The following is a 16,040-nucleotide window of genomic DNA, read 5'->3' as shown; positions in this document are numbered from 1 at the left end:
CCGCAGGTTTCAGCACTGCGGTCTGGTATCAGCGCTGGGGCCTGGTATCAGCGCTGGCTCTTTGGCCCCCGCGGGATCGCCCTCGTGCGGATGAGCTCCGCATACCAGTGGCCGGAGTCCTTGATGGTGCGCTCGAGCGTGCGGTAGTCGACGTGCACGATGCCGAATCGCTTGGTGTAGCCGTAGGCCCACTCGAAGTTGTCGAGCAGCGACCACACCTGGTAACCGCGAAGGTCGACGCCGCGCTGCAGCGCCCGGTGGGCCGCCGTGAAGTGGCGCTGCAGGTAGTCGGTGCGCTCGACGTCGTGCACGGCACCGTCGGTCACCTGGTCGTCGAAGGCGGCCCCGTTCTCAGTGACCATGAGCGGCAGCTCGGGGAACTGCTCGTGCAGCGAGACGAGGAGCTCCTCGAGGCCGTCGGGCGCGATGTTCCAGCCCATCGCCGTGTAGGGGCCAGCCTGCTGCACGAACTCCACCATCTCGCTGCCCGGCCATGGCGAGCCGCCCGCATCCTTGTGGCCGTCGGCCGTCTGGCGGGGGCGACGGCCGTCCCACGTGCGCACGGTCGCGGTCGAGTAGTAGTTGACGCCGAGGAAGTCGATCGGCTGGTGGATCTGTTCAAGGTCGCCGGGGCGCACGAACTGCCAGTCCGTGACCTTCGAGGTGTCCTCCAACAGGTCGGCCGGGTACTCGCCGCGCAGCATCGGGCCCGTGAAGGCCCGGTTGGCGAGCGCGTCGATGCGGCGCATGGCGTCATCGGCGGTGTCGTCACCCGGCCGCAGCACGTGGAAGTTGAGCGTCGCCGAGTACTGGGCGTCGTTGCTCACGACCGACCGCAGCGCCTGCACGCCGAGCCCGTGCGCGAGGTTGAGGTGGTGCACGGCGGCGAGCGCCGCCCGCCCGCTCGTCACGCCCGGCGCGTGGGCGCCCGAGCCGTAGCCGAGGTAGGCGGAGCACCACGGCTCGTTGAGGGTCGTCCACGTGTGCACGCGATCGCCGAGCCTGGCGCCGATGGCCTCGGCGTAGTCCGCGAAGCGGGAGGCTGTGTCGCGCTGGGGCCACCCCCCGGCATCTTCGAGGGGCTGCGGCAGGTCCCAGTGATAGAGGGTCGCGATGGGGCGGATGCCACGGGCCAGCAGTCCATCGACGAGGCGCGAGTAGAACGCGACGCCCTTCTCGTTGACACTGCCGCTGCCCGTCGGCATGATGCGCGGCCAGGCGATGGAGAAGCGGTAGGACTCGAGGCCGAGGCGCTGCATGAGGTCGAGGTCCTCATCCAGGCGGTGGTAGTGGTCGTCGGCGACATCTCCCGTGTCGCCGTTGACGATGCGGCCGGGCTCCCGGCTGAAGGTGTCCCAGATCGAGGGGCCGCGGCCATCCTCGTCGTAGGCGCCCTCGATCTGGTACGACGCCGTCGCCGAGCCGAAGAGGAAGGTTTCGGGGAACTCGAGGCCGTGGTCGCGGTAGTCGGGGGAACCAGAGATCATGCGTCGGACTCTACCTGAGACATCCGGCGACCTGGGAGCGCTCCCAGAGGTTGCTTAGGCGCCCGCGGGGTCCTGCAACAGCGGCGCCAGGGCGAGCTCGGCGGCACCGATGAGGAGACCGTCCTGCGCGAGGCCGGCGCGTTCGATGCGTACACCCTCCCAAGCGGCGGGGACGGTCGACCGCTCGACGAGCGCATCGAACCGCTCGGGGGCACAGGCGTGGAGGCTCGCGAGGAAGCCACCGAGCACGACAAGTTCGGGGTTGAGCACATTGATGGCATTGCTCAGGGCGACGGTCAGGACGCGATGCTGGCGCGCGATCTCGGCCAGGACTGTTTCGTCAGTCGAGGCCAGGAGGGAGGCCTCGAGCGTTGACTCGTCGGCCGTCGACATGCCCAGCACCCGCAGCAGGCGCGCCCTGCTCACCTCGTCTTCGAGAGTGCCGTGCTCCGTCGCCCTGTCGTCGAGGTTGGCGAGCCCCGGCCGGTTCTGGCCGAACTCCCCCGCGTAGCCGGCGACACCGCCGAGCGGGAGCCCCCGCACGATCACGCCACCGCCGATGCCACTCGCACCGCCATTGAGGTACACGAGGTCGTCGACATCCCTGCCGACGCCGAACTCGCGCTCGGCGATCGCGGCAAGGGTCGCATCGTTCTCGGCCGTCGCAGGCATGCCGAGAGCATCCTCGATCATGCGGGTGATGGGCGTCTCCCGCCAGCCCAGGTGGGGCGCCCAGCGCACGACGCCGTCGGCCGCTCGAACGAGGCCAGGGATGGCGAGGCCGATGCCCCGGATGCGACGCTCCGCGCCGATGCGCTCCTGGAGGTCCGCGACGAGCCGCGCGATGATCTCGACCGCCTCCTCGGGCGTGACGATGTGGTCCACCTCGTGGCGGATGCGGTGCTCAACCCGGGCGCAGAGGCCGACGACGCCGACCGTGATGGCGTCGACCTCGGGGTTGACGGCGATCGCGACGGGGCGGGGATCAGGGAGCACCCGCGGCGACGGCCGCCCGACCCGCTTGCTCGCCGAGGGCGTCGTCTCGACGACGAGGCCGAGGCCCTCGAGTTCGGCGACGAGCGCGGCGATCGTCGAGCGATTGAGGCCCGTCTGCACTGTCAGCTCGGCACGGGAGAGGTCGCCTCCGCGGTGCACGAGGCCCAGCACGGTCGAGAGGTTTCGACGCCGTACGCTCTCGAGCTTGTCTCCACGCGTGACCACGGGCCCACCTTATCCGTCAGGGTGATCGAGGGAAGTGATTTGTTGTCCTTGACCCCAAATGCTGGAGACCATAGTATGCCGACATCCCAATCACTTTCGACGGAGCCGTCGAAACTTTCGAGAGGTGTTCAACGATGAACAGATCCCGCATCACACGGGTCGCCGCGGTTGGCGCCGCGAGCGCCCTTGCGCTCGGGCTCGCCGCGTGCAGCAGCGACGGCGGCGGCGACAACGACAACGGTGACTCGGTCACCATCACCTGGTGGCACAACGCGACCTCCGACCCGCTCCAGGGCATCTATGAGGAGGTCGCGGCGGAGTTCGAGGCAGAGAACCCCGGCGTCAAGGTCGAGGTGACCGGCTACCAGAACGAAGACCTGCAGCGCACGCTCATCCCGAACGCGCTGCAGTCGGGTGACGCGCCCGACATCTTCATGGTCTGGCCGGGCGGCGAGGTACGCTCCCAGGCAGAGGCCGGGCACCTGATGGACCTCACTGAGGTCGCATCCGAGTCGATCGAGGCGATGGGCGCATCCGTCGCCCCCTGGACCGTCGAGGGCAAGGTGTACGCGATCCCCTACGCCTTTGGCGCAGCGGGCATCTGGTACAACCAGGAGCTCTTCGACGAGGCCGGCATCGAGGGCACCCCCGAGACCCTCTCGGAGCTCGAGGACGCCGTTGCGGCACTCAAGGCGATCGACGTCGAGCCCATCGCGGTCGGCGCGGGTGACCTCTGGCCCGCTGGCCACTGGTGGTACCAGTTCGCCGTCGCGTCGTGCCCCGCCGACGTGCTCGAGACCGCGATCCCGGAGCACGACTTCACCGACCCGTGCTGGATCGAAGCCGGCGAGCGCCTGCAGGAGTGGATCGCAGTGGAGCCGTTCAACAACGGCTTCCTCGCGACACCGGCCCAGACCGGCGCCGACAGCTCCAACGGCCTCATCGCCAACCAGACGGCGGCGATGGAGTTCATGGGCCCCTGGAACGCCGGAACGATCGGCAGCCTCACAGAAGACGGTGAAGTGCCCGAGTGGCTCGGCTGGTTCCCCTTCCCCAGCGTTGACGGAGCCAGCGGCGACCCCGGCGCCATCATGGGCGGCGGCGACGGCTTCGGCCTGAGCGCCGACGCACCCGATGAGGCGGTTGACCTGCTGAAGTACATCGTGAGCGAGGACGTGCAGCGTCGCTTCGCGGAGTCCGGTGCCGGCGTTCCCACGCACCCTGCCGCTGCTGACGCGCTGACCGACCCCAACCTCCAGGCCAGCGCGGCCGCACTCAGCGAGGCCACCTACGTGCAGCTCTGGATCGACAGCGCGCTCGGTCCGGCCTTCGGCGCACCGCTCAACCAGGCAGTCGTGAACATCTTCGCCGGCTCGGGCACCCCGCAAGACGTGGTGACCGCGCTGGAGCAGACGGCCGCCTCGCAGTAACTCGGCCCCGCGCGGCGAGCCCGCGCGTTCACGCCGAAACCCACCTCGGCGGGGCCTGCCAGTCCTCCGGCAGGCCCCGCCGTTTCTCCCAACGGAGTGAGAGATGACCGTAACGCAAGCTGCTCCCCCGCCCGTCGCGAGTGACACGGGGCCCGCCAAGACCCAGACTCGGGCACCACGCCGCAAGCCGGGAGGGAACAACGGCCGCAAATGGCTCGAGATCGCCCTCTTCGCCGGCCCAGCACTGCTCGTCTTCATCTCCTTCGTGATCGTGCCCGTCGCGCTCGCGGCGGTCTACAGCCTCTACAACTGGAACGGCCTCGGGCCACTCGACCGCTTCATCGGCCTCGACAACTACGTGCGGGCCTTCTCCGATCCCCTCTTCGTCAAGGCGATCGGCAACAACGCGACCATCGTCATCGCCTCGATCCTCGTGCAGGGGCCACTCGCAATCGCGGTCGCCCTGCTCCTCAACCGCCACATGCGCGGGCGCGGGCTCATCCGCGCCCTCATCTTCGTTCCCTACGTGCTCGCAGAGGTCGTCGCCGGTCTTTCGTGGAAGCTGCTGCTCTCACCCCGCGGCGGGATCAACGCCATGCTCGAGGGCATCGGGCTCGGCCACCTCGCCAAGCCCTGGCTCGCCGACCCTGATACCGCCCTCTGGGTGATGTTCGGCATCCTGACCTGGAAGTACCTGGGCTTCGCAATCCTGCTCATGCTCGCGGGGCTCCAGGGCGTGCCGGAGGAACTGCACGAGGCCGCCGCGATCGACGGCGCCAGCTGGTGGCAGACGCAGTGGCGCATCACGCTCCCCCTGCTCGGGCCCACGATCCGCATCTGGATCTTCCTCTCGATGATCGGCTCGCTGCAGCTCTTCGACATGGTCTGGGTCACGACCAAGGGTGGGCCCGTCGGAGCGACCAACACGATGGCCGTCTACATGATCCAGTACGGCCAGGGCCAGTACGGCTACGGCAGCGCAATCGCCGTGATCCTCTTCGTCATCTCACTCATCGTGGCCCTCGTCTACCAACGATTCGCCATGCGCCGCGATCTCGCCGGCGCCATCACGAGCGGAGTGCGCTGACATGACAACCCTCACGCAGACAAGCACGCAACCCCGGCCGGCTCCCGCTGCACCCCTCAACGCCAAGAAGAAGCCCTTCAACCTCGGCCAGGTGTGGGTCTACGTCGTCGCACTCACGGTGATCGCGGCATCCGTCGGTCCCGTCGCCTATGTATGGATCGGCGGCTTCCGGCGCACGGCCGACATCAACGCGAACCCCGCTGGCTGGCCCGACCCGTGGACCATCGACAGCTACCTCAACGTGCTGACCTCGAACCGGTTCTGGGGCTCCGTGTTCTCGTCGAGCCTGGTCGCGATCGGCACGACCGCGGGCGTCGTGATCCTCGGCGTCATGGCGGCGTTCGTCATCGCCCGCTACACCTTCCGCGGCCGCGGCGGCCTCTACGCCCTGTTCGCGGCTGGCCTGATGTTCCCCGTCACGGTGGCCGCGCTGCCGCTCAGCATCATGCTGCGCGACATCGGCCTGCACGGCACCTTCCCCGGCCTGATCATTCCGCAGGTCGCCTTCGCCCTGCCGACGACCATCATCATCCTCGTACCCTTCCTGCGAGCGATCCCCAATGAGCTGGAGGAGGCCGCGGCGATCGACGGGGCGAGCCGCATCGGCTTCTTCTGGCGCATCATGCTGCCCCTCGCCGGCCCCGGACTCATCACGGTTGGGGTGCTCGCCTTCGTGAACAGCTGGAACGCCTACCTGCTGCCGCTCCTCCTCATGGCCGCCGGCGGCATGCCACAGGACCTCTGGACGCTGCCACTCGGCGTGCAGCAGTACTCGACCCAGTACTCGGCCGACACGGGCGCCGTGCTCGCATACACCTCGCTCTCGATGCTGCCAGCACTCGCGTTCTTCCTCTTCGCGGAGAAGCGCATCGTCGGCGGCCTCACGGGCGCTGTCAAGGGATAAAGGAACCACCGCAATGACTGACACCACGACTGTGCCCCTGTGGCGCGACACCACTGTCGACCCCGCGGAGCGCGTCGCAGCGCTCATGGCCGAGATGACGCTCGAGGAGAAGATCGCGCAGCTCTACGGCGTGTGGGTGGGGGCCTCGGATGAGGGTGGCGAGGTCGCTCCCCACCAGCACGACATGTCCGACGGCGACGTCGACCTGGATGCGCTGCTCCCGCTCGGGCTCGGCCAGCTCACGCGACCCTTCGGCACGGCCCCCGTCGACCCCGCACTCGGCGCCCTCTCGCTGCAGCGCACGCAGGAGCGCATCGTCTCCGCGAGCCGCCTCGGCATCCCGGCCCTCGCGCACGAGGAGTGCCTCGCGGGCTTCGCGGCGTGGGGCGCGACCGCCTACCCCGTGCCGCTCTCGTGGGGCGCGAGCTTCGACCCCGACCTCGTGCGTCGCATGGCCGCGCGCATCGGGGCGGACATGCGCTCGGTCGGCATCCACCAGGGCCTCGCCCCCGTGCTCGATGTCGTGCGCGACGCCCGCTGGGGCCGAGTCGAGGAGACGATCGGCGAAGACCCCTACCTGGTCGGCACGATCGCGACCGCCTACGTGCAGGGCATCGAGTCGACCGGCGTCGTCGCGACGCTCAAGCACTTCGTCGGCTATTCGGCCTCGCGCGCGGGCCGCAACCTCGCCCCCGTCTCGGTGGGGCAGCGCGAGCTTGCCGAGGTGTTGCTGCCACCGTTCGAGATGGCGATCCGTGAGAGCGGGGTGCGCAGCGTCATGAACGCGTACACCGACATCGACGGCGTCGCCTCGGCCGCCGACCGCAGCCTTCTCACGGAGCTCCTGCGCGACACCTGGGGCTTCGAGGGCACCGTCGTCGCCGACTACTTCGCGATCGCATTCCTTGCGACCCTGCACGGCCATGCCGAGGGCTGGGCGGATGCCGCGGCCCAGGCGCTCGAGGCCGGCATCGACGTCGAGCTCCCCACCGTCAAGACCTTCGGCGCACCGCTCGTCGAGGCCGTGCGTGAGGGCACCGTGCCCGAGGCGCTCGTCGATCGCGCGCTGCGGCGTGTGCTGCTGCAGAAGCTCGAGCTCGGCATGCTCGACGCCGACTGGAACCCCGTTCCTCCCGCGCTGCAGGCATCCGACGGGGTGCAGCGCGGCAGCGTCGACCTCGACTCAAGCGAGAACCGCGCGCTCGCGCGGGACCTCGCGGAGCGGGCCATCGTGCTCCTCCGCAACGACGGCGTGCTGCCCCTCGCCGCCCCGAAGCGCATCGCCGTCATCGGGCCGAACGCGCACGACCCCTACGCGGTGCTCGGCTGCTATTCCTTCCCGAGCCACGTGGGCGTTCGGCATCCGGAGTTCCCCATCGGCATCGAGTTGCCGACCCTGCTCGACTCCCTGCGGGCAGAGTTCCCGGATGCCGAGATCGAGCACGCGGAGGGCACGAGCGTTGACGGCGGCGAGACCGATGGCATCGCCGCCGCGGTCGAGGCCGCGCGCAACGCCGACATCGTGATCCTTGCCCTGGGCGACAGGGCCGGCCTCTTCGGCCGGGGCACGAGCGGCGAGGGCTGCGACGCCCCCTCGCTCGAGCTGCCGGGAGCACAGCAGGCGCTCGTCGACGCCGTGCTCGACAGCGGCACGCCCACCGTCGTGACGCTGCTCGCGGGTCGCCCCTATGCGCTCGGCTCAGCCGTGTCGCGAGCGGCCGCGATCGTGCAGTCGTTCTTCCCCGGTGAGGAGGGCACCCCCGCCATCGCCGGCGTGCTCAGCGGGCGCATCAACCCCAGCGGTCGACTCCCCGTCAGTGTGCCCGCCCAGCCGGGCGCGCAGCCGACGACCTACCTCGCCTCGCCCCTCGCCCGGCCCAGCGGGGTCTCCAACATCGACCCCACCCCCGCCTTCTGGTTCGGGCACGGCCTCGGCTACTCGAGCTTCGAATGGAGCGCACTTGAGGCATCCGCTGCTTCAATTGCGACGGATGCCTCGGTCACGGTGTCGATCGACGTCACCAACACCGGGGCCCGAGCCGGCGCCGACGTCGTGCAGCTGTACCTGCACGACCCCGTCGCGAGCGTCGTGCGGCCCGTGCAGCGACTCATCGGCTACGCCCGAGTGGAGCTGGATGCGGGCCAGACCGCCCGCGTCGCCTTCACTGTGCCGGCCGACCTCGCCTCCTTCCCCGGACGGGACGGCGCACGCATCGTCGAGCCGGGCGCGATCGAACTCGGCTTCGGACGCTCGGCTGGCGACATCCCCCTGACCCAGCGCGTGACCCTCACGGGCGCCGTGCGGGTCGTCGACCACACCCGCGCACTCCAGCCGCGGGTGGAGGTGAGCCCGCCCGGCACCCGATGACACCGGGCGGGCCAATGCGGGCCTGGTAGAGCGGTGTGCACCCGAGAGCACACTGGCGCTGCCGGGCCCGCACAGGCCTGTCAGTCGAGCAGCGGAGCCGTGCTCTCGCGCACGACGAGACTCGTCGCCAGGTCCATGCGCGGGGTACCACCGACGATGGGACCCTCGGCCAGCCTGATCGCGAGACGCGTCGCCTCGCTGCCCATCTGGCGGAGAGGCTGGTGCACGGTGGTCAGGCGTGGGCTCACCCAGTTGGCGAGCGGGATGTCGTCGTAGCCGACGAGCGAGAGGTCGTCGGGCACCCGGAGGCCGAGCGACCGGGCCGTCTCGAGCACGCCGAGCGCCTGGAGGTCGCTCCCGGCGAAGATGGCGGTCGGCGGCTCAGGCAGCGCCAACAGGTCGGCCGCGTGACGCGCACCGCCTGAGCGGTGGAAGTCGCCGAAGCGGATCCACTCCTCCTTCACCGGCAGGCCGGCCGCGTTCATGGCCGAGCGATAGCCGTCGATGCGGGCGAGTGAACACATCATGTCCTCGGGGCCCGTGATCGCCGCGATCCGCTTGTGTCCCAGGTCAATCAGGTGACGCACCGCGGCGAGGCCCCCGGCCCAGTTCGCACTGCCGACGGCCGGCACCTCCGGTGAGGGGTCGCCCGCCGGGTCGACGATCACGAAGGGGATCGAGCGGGTGCGCAGCGCGGCCCGCATCGCCTCAGGCAGGTCGGAGAACACGAGCACGACCGCGACGGGGCGCCGGCCCAGCACGCCCTCCAGCCAGTCATCGCCGGGCGCGTGCCGGGTGCCGCTCTCGGTGAGCACGACGCTCATGCCATGCTGGCTCGCGACATCCTCGACCCCGCGGATGACCTCCATCGACCACGCGGACTCCAGCTCGTGAAAGACGAGCTCCACGAGCCGCGACGACGACTGCGCGCCCTGGCGGCGTTGATAGCCGTGCTGGTCGAGGAGCGTCTCGACGCGGCGCCTGGTGGAGGCCGCGACATCCGCTCGTCCGTTGAGCACTTTCGAGGCGGTCGCAATGGAGACCCCGGCCTCGGCCGCGAGCTCGGCGAGCGTGACGCGCGCCGCGGAGGGTGTTGACATGTCGACACGATACTGGAGTTTCGGCGAATTCTTCGAAAGTCTCGATCCAGTGGAAACTCCGCGCGCCGTGCGATAAGTTTGGAAGCACAACAATTCTCGACTGAGGAGCAGCAATGGCAACGACGCCCACCCCCGCGGACAAGTTCTCCTTCGGCCTCTGGACCGTCGGCTACAACGGGGCAGACCCCTTCGGCGGCCCCACCCGCGCCCCGCTCGACGTCGTGCACGTCGTCGAGAAGCTCAAGGAACTCGGCGCCTACGGCCTCACCTTCCACGACGACGACCTCTTCGCCTTCGGATCGACGGATGCCGAGCGCCAGACCCAGATCGACCGCCTCAAGCAGGTGCTCGCCGACACGGGGATCATCGTGCCCATGGTCACGACCAACCTCTTCTCCGCCCCCGTCTTCAAGGACGGCGGCTTCACCTCCAACGACCGCGCCGTGCGCCGCTTCGCCCTCCGCAAGGTGCTGCGCAACGTCGACCTCGCCGCCGAGCTCGGCGCCAAGACCTTCGTCATGTGGGGTGGCCGCGAGGGAGCCGAGTACGACTCCGCCAAGGACATCCATGCCGCACTGTCGCGGTATCGCGAGGCCGTCAACCTGCTCGGCGACTACGTGACCGACAAGGGCTACGACATCCGCTTCGCGATCGAGCCGAAGCCCAACGAGCCCCGCGGCGACATCCTGCTGCCCACCGTCGGGCACGCGATCGCGTTCATCAACACGCTCGAGCGGCCAGAGCTCGTCGGCGTCAACCCCGAGGTCGGGCACGAGCAGATGGCCGGCCTCAACTTCGCGGCCGGCATCGCCCAGGCGCTCGACTGCGGCAAGCTCTTCCACATCGATCTCAACGGCCAGCGCGGCATCAAGTACGACCAGGACCTCGTCTTCGGCCACGGCGACCTGCACAACGCCTTCGCTCTCGTCGACCTGCTGGAGAACGGTGGTCCGGGCGGCGGCCCTGCCTATGACGGCCCCCGCCATTTCGACTACAAGCCCTCCCGCACCGAAGACGAGACGGGCGTCTGGGAGTCCGCCGCGGCCAACATGCGCACCTACCTCCTGCTCAAGGAGCGCGCGGCTGCGTTCCGCGCCGACCCCGAGGTGCAGGAGGCACTCGAGGCCGCACGCGTGACCGAGCTCGCGCAGCCGACCCTTGGTTCGGGCGAGAGCTATGACGACCTCATCGCCGACCGCAGCGCCTTCGAGGACTTCGACGCCGAGGCTTACTTCAACGGCCGCGGGTTCGGCTTCGTGCGCCTCCAGCAGCTCGCGACCGAGCACCTCATGGGCGCGCGCTAACGGTTCCTCCACCAGTGATCCAGCCGTGAGAGTGGCCAAATGGCTGTTCCCAGAGGCGGGGGACAACCATTTGGCACACCTCAGGCATCCGAAGTGCAGAAAGGGCGGACATGCCACTCGTCGCAGGAGTCGACTCGTCGACCCAGAGCTGCAAGGTCGTCATCCGTGACGCCGAGACGGGGGCGCTGAAACGCTACGGGCGCGCGCCACACCCCGACGGCACAGAGGTCGATCCTGAAGCCTGGTGGCTTGCCCTGCGGCAGGCCATCACGGCGGCCGGTGGCCTCGCGGATGTCGCGGCAATCTCGATCGGCGGCCAGCAGCACGGCCTCGTGGCGCTCGACGCCGGGGGCCGCGTCATCCGCCCCGCCCTGCTCTGGAACGACACCCGCAGCGCCGACGCCGCCCTCGCCCTGCGCTCGGAACTCGGCGATGCCGAACTCGCGGCGCGCACGGGCAGTGTGCCGGTCGCCTCCTTCACGTCGACCAAGCTGCGCTGGCTGCGGGATGCCGAGCCGGAGAACGCGGCGCGGGTCGCGGCGGTGGCGCTCCCGCACGACTGGCTGACGTGGCGCCTGCGCGGTTTCGGGCCCGACAACCCGGAGCTCCACGAGCTCGTGACCGACCGCTCCGACGCGAGTGGCACGGGCTACTTCGATACGGCACGCGGCGACTACGACCGCGAGCTGCTGGCGGCGGCTCTCGGAAACTCAGGAATCACGCTCCCCACCGTGCTCGCCGCGCACGAATCGCGGCCGGTGGCGGCGCAGGTTCCGGGGTTTCCGTTGCCCGAGTCGCTCCTGCTGGGTGCCGGCGCTGGCGACAACGCCGCCGCTGCGCTCGGCCTCGACGCACGCCCCGGCGACGTCGTCGTCTCGCTCGGCACGAGCGGCACGGTCTTCGCCGTCTCCCCCACGGCCGTCGCCGACGAGACCGGCACGGTGGCGGGCTTCGCGGATGCCACGGGCGAGTTCCTCCCCCTCGTCGCCACCCTCAACGCCGCGCGCGTGCTCGACGCGATCGCCGGGCTGCTCGGCGTCGACCACGCGGAACTCGGGGCCCTCGCGCTGCAGGCGGATGCGGCATCCGGGCCCGTGCTCGTGCCCTGGTTCGAGGGCGAGCGCACCCCCAACCTGCCGAATGCGACAGCGACGCTGAGCGGCCTCACGCTTGCCACGACAACACGGCCCGCTCTCGCCCGCGCGGCCATCGAGGGCATGCTGTGCGGCCTCGCCGACGGGCTCGACGCCGTGCTCGCGCAGGGCGTCACGGCGGAGCGCGTGCTGCTCATCGGCGGCGCGGCCGGCAACCCGGCCGTGCAGGCGGTCGCGGCGCAGGTCTTCGGGGTGCCGGTCACGGTGCCCGTCGCGGGCGAGTACGTCGCCGACGGCATGGCGCGGCAGGCCGCGTGGGCGCTGACCGGTGCACGTCCCGAGTGGCCCGTCGCGATGGCGAGCGAGCTTGAGGTCGACCATCGCCCCGAGATCCGCGAGCGCTACGCGCGGGCGCGGGATGCCGCGGCGCACGCAGTCTGAGGCACGAGCGCCCCGGCCCCGAGTGGCCAAACTTTCGGCCAACGCGCCCCGGGAAGCCGAAAGTTTGGCCTCTCATCGGGTTGGGGAGGCGTCAGTCGCGGGGCAGGTGCCGCTCGAGGAACTTGTTGCCGAACTTGCCGGAGGGGTCGAGCCTGGCCCGCAGCGCCGCGAAGTCGGCCGCGCGGGGGTAGCGCGACGACACGTCGCCCGCCGAGAAGAGCTTGCCCCAGTGCGGGCGCGGAGCGTAGGGCGCGAGGGCATCCTCGAGCGTCGGCAGCAGCGCCTCAACCTCGATCTGGCGCGGCTGCCACGTGAAGTGCAGGCCGAGCACGTCGCATCCGTAGGCCGGGCTCAGCCACAGCTCGTCGGCGGCAACCGTGCGCATCTCGGCGACCTGCAGGAGCGGCGCGATACGCGAATCGAGGTTGCGGATGGCTCGGATCGCGTCGGCGGCGTGCACGCGGGGCACGAGGTATTCGCTCTGCAGCTCGTCGCCGTTGGAGGGCGTGAACGCGAGCCTGAAGTGCGGCAGCCGGTCGAGCCAGCGTCCCGGCGCACCAAGTTGCGGGGTGCAGTTCACGGGTGAGATTCCGGGCAGCGGATGCCGTTCCCCGTCGGCCGGCACCCCACCGAAGGCGGGCAGGGGCGCGTCACGTTCGGGCCTGCGCTTGAACCATGCCTGGCCGATCGTGTCGGGGTCCTGCCAGGTCGTGAAGAGGCTCACGCTGTAGGCGGCGGATGTCACGGCGTCGAGGTCGTCGAGGGCGGCGGCCAGCGGCATCCGTTCGATGACGTGCTGTTCGATCGCGTAGCTGGGCTCGATGTCGAGGGTGACGGCGGTCACGATGCCGAGCGCCCCGAGCGACACGACGGCGCCGTCGAAGTCGGGCTCGCCGCGGCGAAGCGTGAGGAGTGAGCCATCGGCCGTCACGAGGTCGAGCGCGGCGACGGCGGAGGCAAGGCTGCCGGTGCGGTCACCGGAGCCATGCGTACCCGTTGCGACCGCACCCCCGACCGAGATGTGCGGGAGCGAGGCAAGATTCGCGAGGGCCCACCCGGATGCCTCGAGGGCCTGCGCAAGGTCGCCGTAGCGCATGCCCGCGGGCACGGTGACGGTGCGCGCGTCGGCATCCATCGTGACCGGGCCCACGAGTGATGCGGTCGAGAGGAGCTCGTGCCGCGTGTCGGCCACGGTGTTGAAGGAGTGGCGTGTGCCGAGGGCACGGATGCGCTCGGACCCGTCAACGAGGCGCCTCACCTCGTCGACGGTCGAAGGTTCGTGCAGCCGCGTCGCCGCGTAGCGCAGGTTGCCCGCCCAGTTGTGGCTCATGTGGGGCGCGAGCCTGCGTCGATCGTCTCCGCGAGCAGGAGGAGTGCCTGCACAACGGTCGCCCGCACAATCTCGACGGGTTGGCCTTCGAAAAGGTATGGCTCGACGCGCTCGCCATCCGGCCCGAAGATGCCGATGAAGACGGTGCCGACGGGCTGGCCGTCCTGCTCGTCTGGCCCGCCAACGCCCGTCACGGCGACCGCCAGGTCGGCGCCGGTCGCCTCGGCCACCCCGCGCGCCATCTCGGCCGCCGCGCTCTCGCTCACGACGGGCCCCGGCGTCACGCCGAGCACCCGGTATTTGGTCTCACGCTGGTAGGCGACGACACCGCCGCGGAACCACTCCGACGACGACTCCCCCGCGCCGAGCGCGGTCGCGATCTGTCCCGCCGTCAGCGATTCGGCGCATGCGACCGTGCGGGATCCCACCGCCTCTCCCACGCGGCGCACAAGTCCCTTGATCTCGTCGTCATGATCCATCGGCATGACCCCAGTCTTCACTGCCCGCCCGCGTCAGGTTCCCAGCCAACGCTCGGCCATCCCTCGGCCCATGTGATGGGCCTGATCACTCCAGGCCGACCGCAGCCCACGACACGGGCGGGAGGGTGACGGTGAGGATGCCGCCGTCGAGGGTCACGTCCTCGATCGACCTGAGCCTGACACGCTGCTGCTGGGCGAGCGTGTTCTTCGCATAGACGTCGTCGTCGTGCAAGAGCTGCGTCTCGGTCACCCGGTTCACGCCGAGGTCGCGCACGTCGATCGTGATGGTGGCCGGTTCGCTCGTGCTGCGGTTCACGAGGAAGACGGATGCCGTGCCGTCGTCATCGACCGTCGCGACCGAGTCGACGACATCCGCTTCTCCGTAGAAGGCGGTGTCGTAGCGGTCGGAGTCGATGGAGGGCCGGATGACGCTGCCCCGCGCCATCCGTGATGTCACCGAGAAGGGGAAGAAGGTGGTCTGCCGCCAGACGTCTCCGCCCGGCTCGGTCATGATGGGGGCGATCACGTTGACAAGCTGGGCGAGGGATGCGCTCGTGACGCGGTCGTGGTGCTTCAGCAGGGTGATCAACAGGTTGCCGAGCACGACAGCGTCGGCGACCGAATAGACGTCCTCGAGCTGGCGTGGCGCGATGGGCCACTCGGTCTCGCTGACCTCGTCGCTCTCGCGGTGCTCGTCGAGGTACCAGATGTTCCACTCGTCGAAGCTGAGCTGGATGGTCTTGTCGGAGCGCTTCTTGTGCTTGACGTGGTCGGCGGTCGCGACGACGGTCGAGATGAAGTACTCCATGTCGAGCGAACTAGCGAGGTAGCTGCCGAGGTCGCCGCCTCGCTCCTGGTAGTAGGCGTGGCACGAGACGTAGTCGACGTGGTCGTAGGCATGCTCGAGCACGACCCGCTCCCATTCGCCGAAGGTCGGCATCATCGAACCGGAGCTGCCACAGACGACCAACTCGAGGTCTTTCTGGGCCATCTTCATGGCCGCGGCGGTTCGCGCAGCGAGCTTGCCGTAGTCGTCGGCGCTCATGGCGCCGACCTGCCAGGGGCCGTCCATCTCGTTGCCGAGGCACCACATGCGGATGTCGTAGGGATCCTCTGCCCCGTTGGCGATGCGCAGGTCGCTCAGACGAGTGCCCGAGGGGTGGTTGGCGTACTCAAGCAGGTCGAGGGCCTCGAGCACGCCCCGAGTGCCGAGGTTGACGGCCATCATGATCTCGCTGCCGGTGAGTTTGGCCCAGCGCGCGAACTCGTCGATGCCGACCTGGTTGGTCTCAAGCGAGTGCCAGGCGAGGTCGCGGCGCACCGGCCGCTGGTCGCGCGGACCGATGCCGTCTTCCCAGCGGTATCCCGAGACGAAGTTGCCGCCGGGATAACGGATGGTCGTGGTGCCGAGTTCCTTGACCAGCTCGATGACATCGGCTCGGAAGCCATCTTCGTTCGCGGTTGCGTGGTCCGGCTCATAGATGCCGTCGTAGACGCAGCGGCCGAGATGCTCGACGAAGGAGCCGAAGATGCGCCGGTTGATGCGGGTGACGAACGCCGATCGGTCAATGACGAGTGTTGCCTTGGCCAATATCCGCTCCTTCTGTCTCCTGTACCCAGTGTTGTGTCACACACCACCGCTGTCGCGGCGCACCTCGGGCGAGTCGCGATCCGCATGGCGCTCCCCGCCGGGAACCGGTGCAACTTCGGAGATTCGGCGACACACCGCGACGAGCGGATGCCGCGGGCGGCGTGTCGCCGAATCTCCGAAGTTACGCGGCATCCGTGCACGCAT

The 16,040-nt window shown here is 69.6% G+C and carries 12 protein-coding genes; 6 read left to right on the top strand and 6 right to left on the bottom strand.

Going from position 1 to position 16,040, the window contains the following annotated elements:
- Positions 1 to 47: 47 nt before the first annotated feature.
- Together ACIQK7_RS08145 and ACIQK7_RS08140 are read right to left on the bottom strand one after the other, a co-directional pair.
- Positions 48 to 1,487, bottom strand: coding sequence for a GH1 family beta-glucosidase (locus ACIQK7_RS08145; protein WP_403023117.1), 1,440 nt, complete (start codon positions 1,485 to 1,487; stop codon positions 48 to 50).
- A 54-nt stretch (positions 1,488 to 1,541) separates the two neighbouring features.
- Positions 1,542 to 2,708 carry an ROK family protein gene (locus ACIQK7_RS08140; RefSeq protein ID WP_403023114.1) on the bottom strand — a complete coding sequence of 389 codons (1,167 nt, stop codon included), beginning with the start codon at positions 2,706 to 2,708 and terminating at the stop codon, positions 1,542 to 1,544.
- Between the two features lie 134 nt (positions 2,709 to 2,842).
- Here ACIQK7_RS08140 and ACIQK7_RS08135 point away from each other — a divergent pair, with 134 nt between their 5' ends.
- The 4 genes from ACIQK7_RS08135 to ACIQK7_RS08120 all read left to right on the top strand — a co-directional run bounded on the left by ACIQK7_RS08135 (position 2,843) and on the right by ACIQK7_RS08120 (position 8,497).
- Complete coding sequence (locus ACIQK7_RS08135) at positions 2,843 to 4,138, top strand: extracellular solute-binding protein (protein ID WP_325210387.1); 1,296 nt, start codon at positions 2,843 to 2,845, stop codon at positions 4,136 to 4,138.
- A gap of 103 nt (positions 4,139 to 4,241) precedes the next feature.
- Positions 4,242 to 5,225: a carbohydrate ABC transporter permease gene (locus ACIQK7_RS08130; RefSeq protein WP_403023111.1), complete on the top strand. Its 984-nt coding sequence runs from the start codon at positions 4,242 to 4,244 to the stop codon at positions 5,223 to 5,225.
- 1 nt (position 5,226) lies between these two features.
- Positions 5,227 to 6,129: a carbohydrate ABC transporter permease gene (locus ACIQK7_RS08125; protein WP_403023109.1), complete on the top strand. Its 903-nt coding sequence runs from the start codon at positions 5,227 to 5,229 to the stop codon at positions 6,127 to 6,129.
- Positions 6,130 to 6,142: 13 nt separating this feature from the next.
- Positions 6,143 to 8,497: a beta-glucosidase gene (locus tag ACIQK7_RS08120; RefSeq protein ID WP_403023106.1), complete on the top strand. Its 2,355-nt coding sequence runs from the start codon at positions 6,143 to 6,145 to the stop codon at positions 8,495 to 8,497.
- An 80-nt stretch (positions 8,498 to 8,577) separates the two neighbouring features.
- Here the strand turns inward: ACIQK7_RS08120 and ACIQK7_RS08115 are convergent, their stop codons facing one another.
- Positions 8,578 to 9,597 carry a LacI family DNA-binding transcriptional regulator gene (locus ACIQK7_RS08115; RefSeq protein WP_403023104.1) on the bottom strand — a complete coding sequence of 340 codons (1,020 nt, stop codon included), beginning with the start codon at positions 9,595 to 9,597 and terminating at the stop codon, positions 8,578 to 8,580.
- Positions 9,598 to 9,710: 113 nt separating this feature from the next.
- Here ACIQK7_RS08115 and xylA point away from each other — a divergent pair, with 113 nt between their 5' ends.
- Both xylA and ACIQK7_RS08105 read left to right on the top strand, forming a co-directional pair.
- Complete coding sequence (xylA, locus tag ACIQK7_RS08110; protein WP_403023102.1) at positions 9,711 to 10,901, top strand: xylose isomerase; 1,191 nt, start codon at positions 9,711 to 9,713, stop codon at positions 10,899 to 10,901.
- A 110-nt stretch (positions 10,902 to 11,011) separates the two neighbouring features.
- Positions 11,012 to 12,436, top strand: coding sequence for a xylulokinase (locus ACIQK7_RS08105; RefSeq protein ID WP_403023099.1), 1,425 nt, complete (start codon positions 11,012 to 11,014; stop codon positions 12,434 to 12,436).
- 91 nt (positions 12,437 to 12,527) lie between these two features.
- On the opposite strand, the gene ACIQK7_RS08100 is transcribed toward ACIQK7_RS08105, so the two are convergent.
- The 3 genes from ACIQK7_RS08100 to ACIQK7_RS08090 form a co-directional block, all read right to left on the bottom strand.
- On the bottom strand, positions 12,528 to 13,766 hold the full coding sequence (locus ACIQK7_RS08100) for a D-arabinono-1,4-lactone oxidase (RefSeq protein WP_403023096.1): 1,239 nt from the start codon (positions 13,764 to 13,766) through the stop codon (positions 12,528 to 12,530).
- Positions 13,763 to 14,251 (bottom strand): CinA family protein, encoded by a 489-nt coding sequence (locus tag ACIQK7_RS08095; protein WP_403023093.1) that lies wholly within the window; start codon positions 14,249 to 14,251, stop codon positions 13,763 to 13,765. Before ACIQK7_RS08095 ends, ACIQK7_RS08100 begins: the two co-directional genes overlap by 4 nt.
- A gap of 79 nt (positions 14,252 to 14,330) precedes the next feature.
- Positions 14,331 to 15,836, bottom strand: coding sequence for an alpha-N-arabinofuranosidase (locus ACIQK7_RS08090; RefSeq protein WP_403023090.1), 1,506 nt, complete (start codon positions 15,834 to 15,836; stop codon positions 14,331 to 14,333).
- Positions 15,837 to 16,040 lie beyond the last annotated feature (204 nt).

The organism is Salinibacterium sp. GXW1014, assembly GCF_044769865.1.
Classification (GTDB): domain Bacteria; phylum Actinomycetota; class Actinomycetes; order Actinomycetales; family Microbacteriaceae; genus Homoserinimonas.
The sequence above is the reverse complement of the archived record's forward strand: the minus strand, read 5'-3'. Positions and strand labels throughout refer to the sequence as shown.

Bases quoted from the DNA above. Each gene is read 5' to 3' on its own strand.
- ACIQK7_RS08145 (WP_403023117.1), bottom strand. From the start codon at position 1,487: ATGATCTCTGGTTCCCCCGACTACCGCGACCACGGCCTCGAGTTCCCC.
- ACIQK7_RS08135 (WP_325210387.1), top strand. From the start codon at position 2,843: ATGAACAGATCCCGCATCACACGGGTCGCCGCGGTTGGCGCCGCGAGC.
- ACIQK7_RS08130 (WP_403023111.1), top strand. From the start codon at position 4,242: ATGACCGTAACGCAAGCTGCTCCCCCGCCCGTCGCGAGTGACACGGGG.
- ACIQK7_RS08125 (WP_403023109.1), top strand. From the start codon at position 5,227: ATGACAACCCTCACGCAGACAAGCACGCAACCCCGGCCGGCTCCCGCT.
- ACIQK7_RS08120 (WP_403023106.1), top strand. From the start codon at position 6,143: ATGACTGACACCACGACTGTGCCCCTGTGGCGCGACACCACTGTCGAC.
- ACIQK7_RS08115 (WP_403023104.1), bottom strand. From the start codon at position 9,597: ATGTCAACACCCTCCGCGGCGCGCGTCACGCTCGCCGAGCTCGCGGCC.
- xylA (WP_403023102.1), top strand. From the start codon at position 9,711: ATGGCAACGACGCCCACCCCCGCGGACAAGTTCTCCTTCGGCCTCTGG.
- ACIQK7_RS08105 (WP_403023099.1), top strand. From the start codon at position 11,012: ATGCCACTCGTCGCAGGAGTCGACTCGTCGACCCAGAGCTGCAAGGTC.
- ACIQK7_RS08100 (WP_403023096.1), bottom strand. From the start codon at position 13,766: ATGAGCCACAACTGGGCGGGCAACCTGCGCTACGCGGCGACGCGGCTG.
- ACIQK7_RS08095 (WP_403023093.1), bottom strand. From the start codon at position 14,251: ATGCCGATGGATCATGACGACGAGATCAAGGGACTTGTGCGCCGCGTG.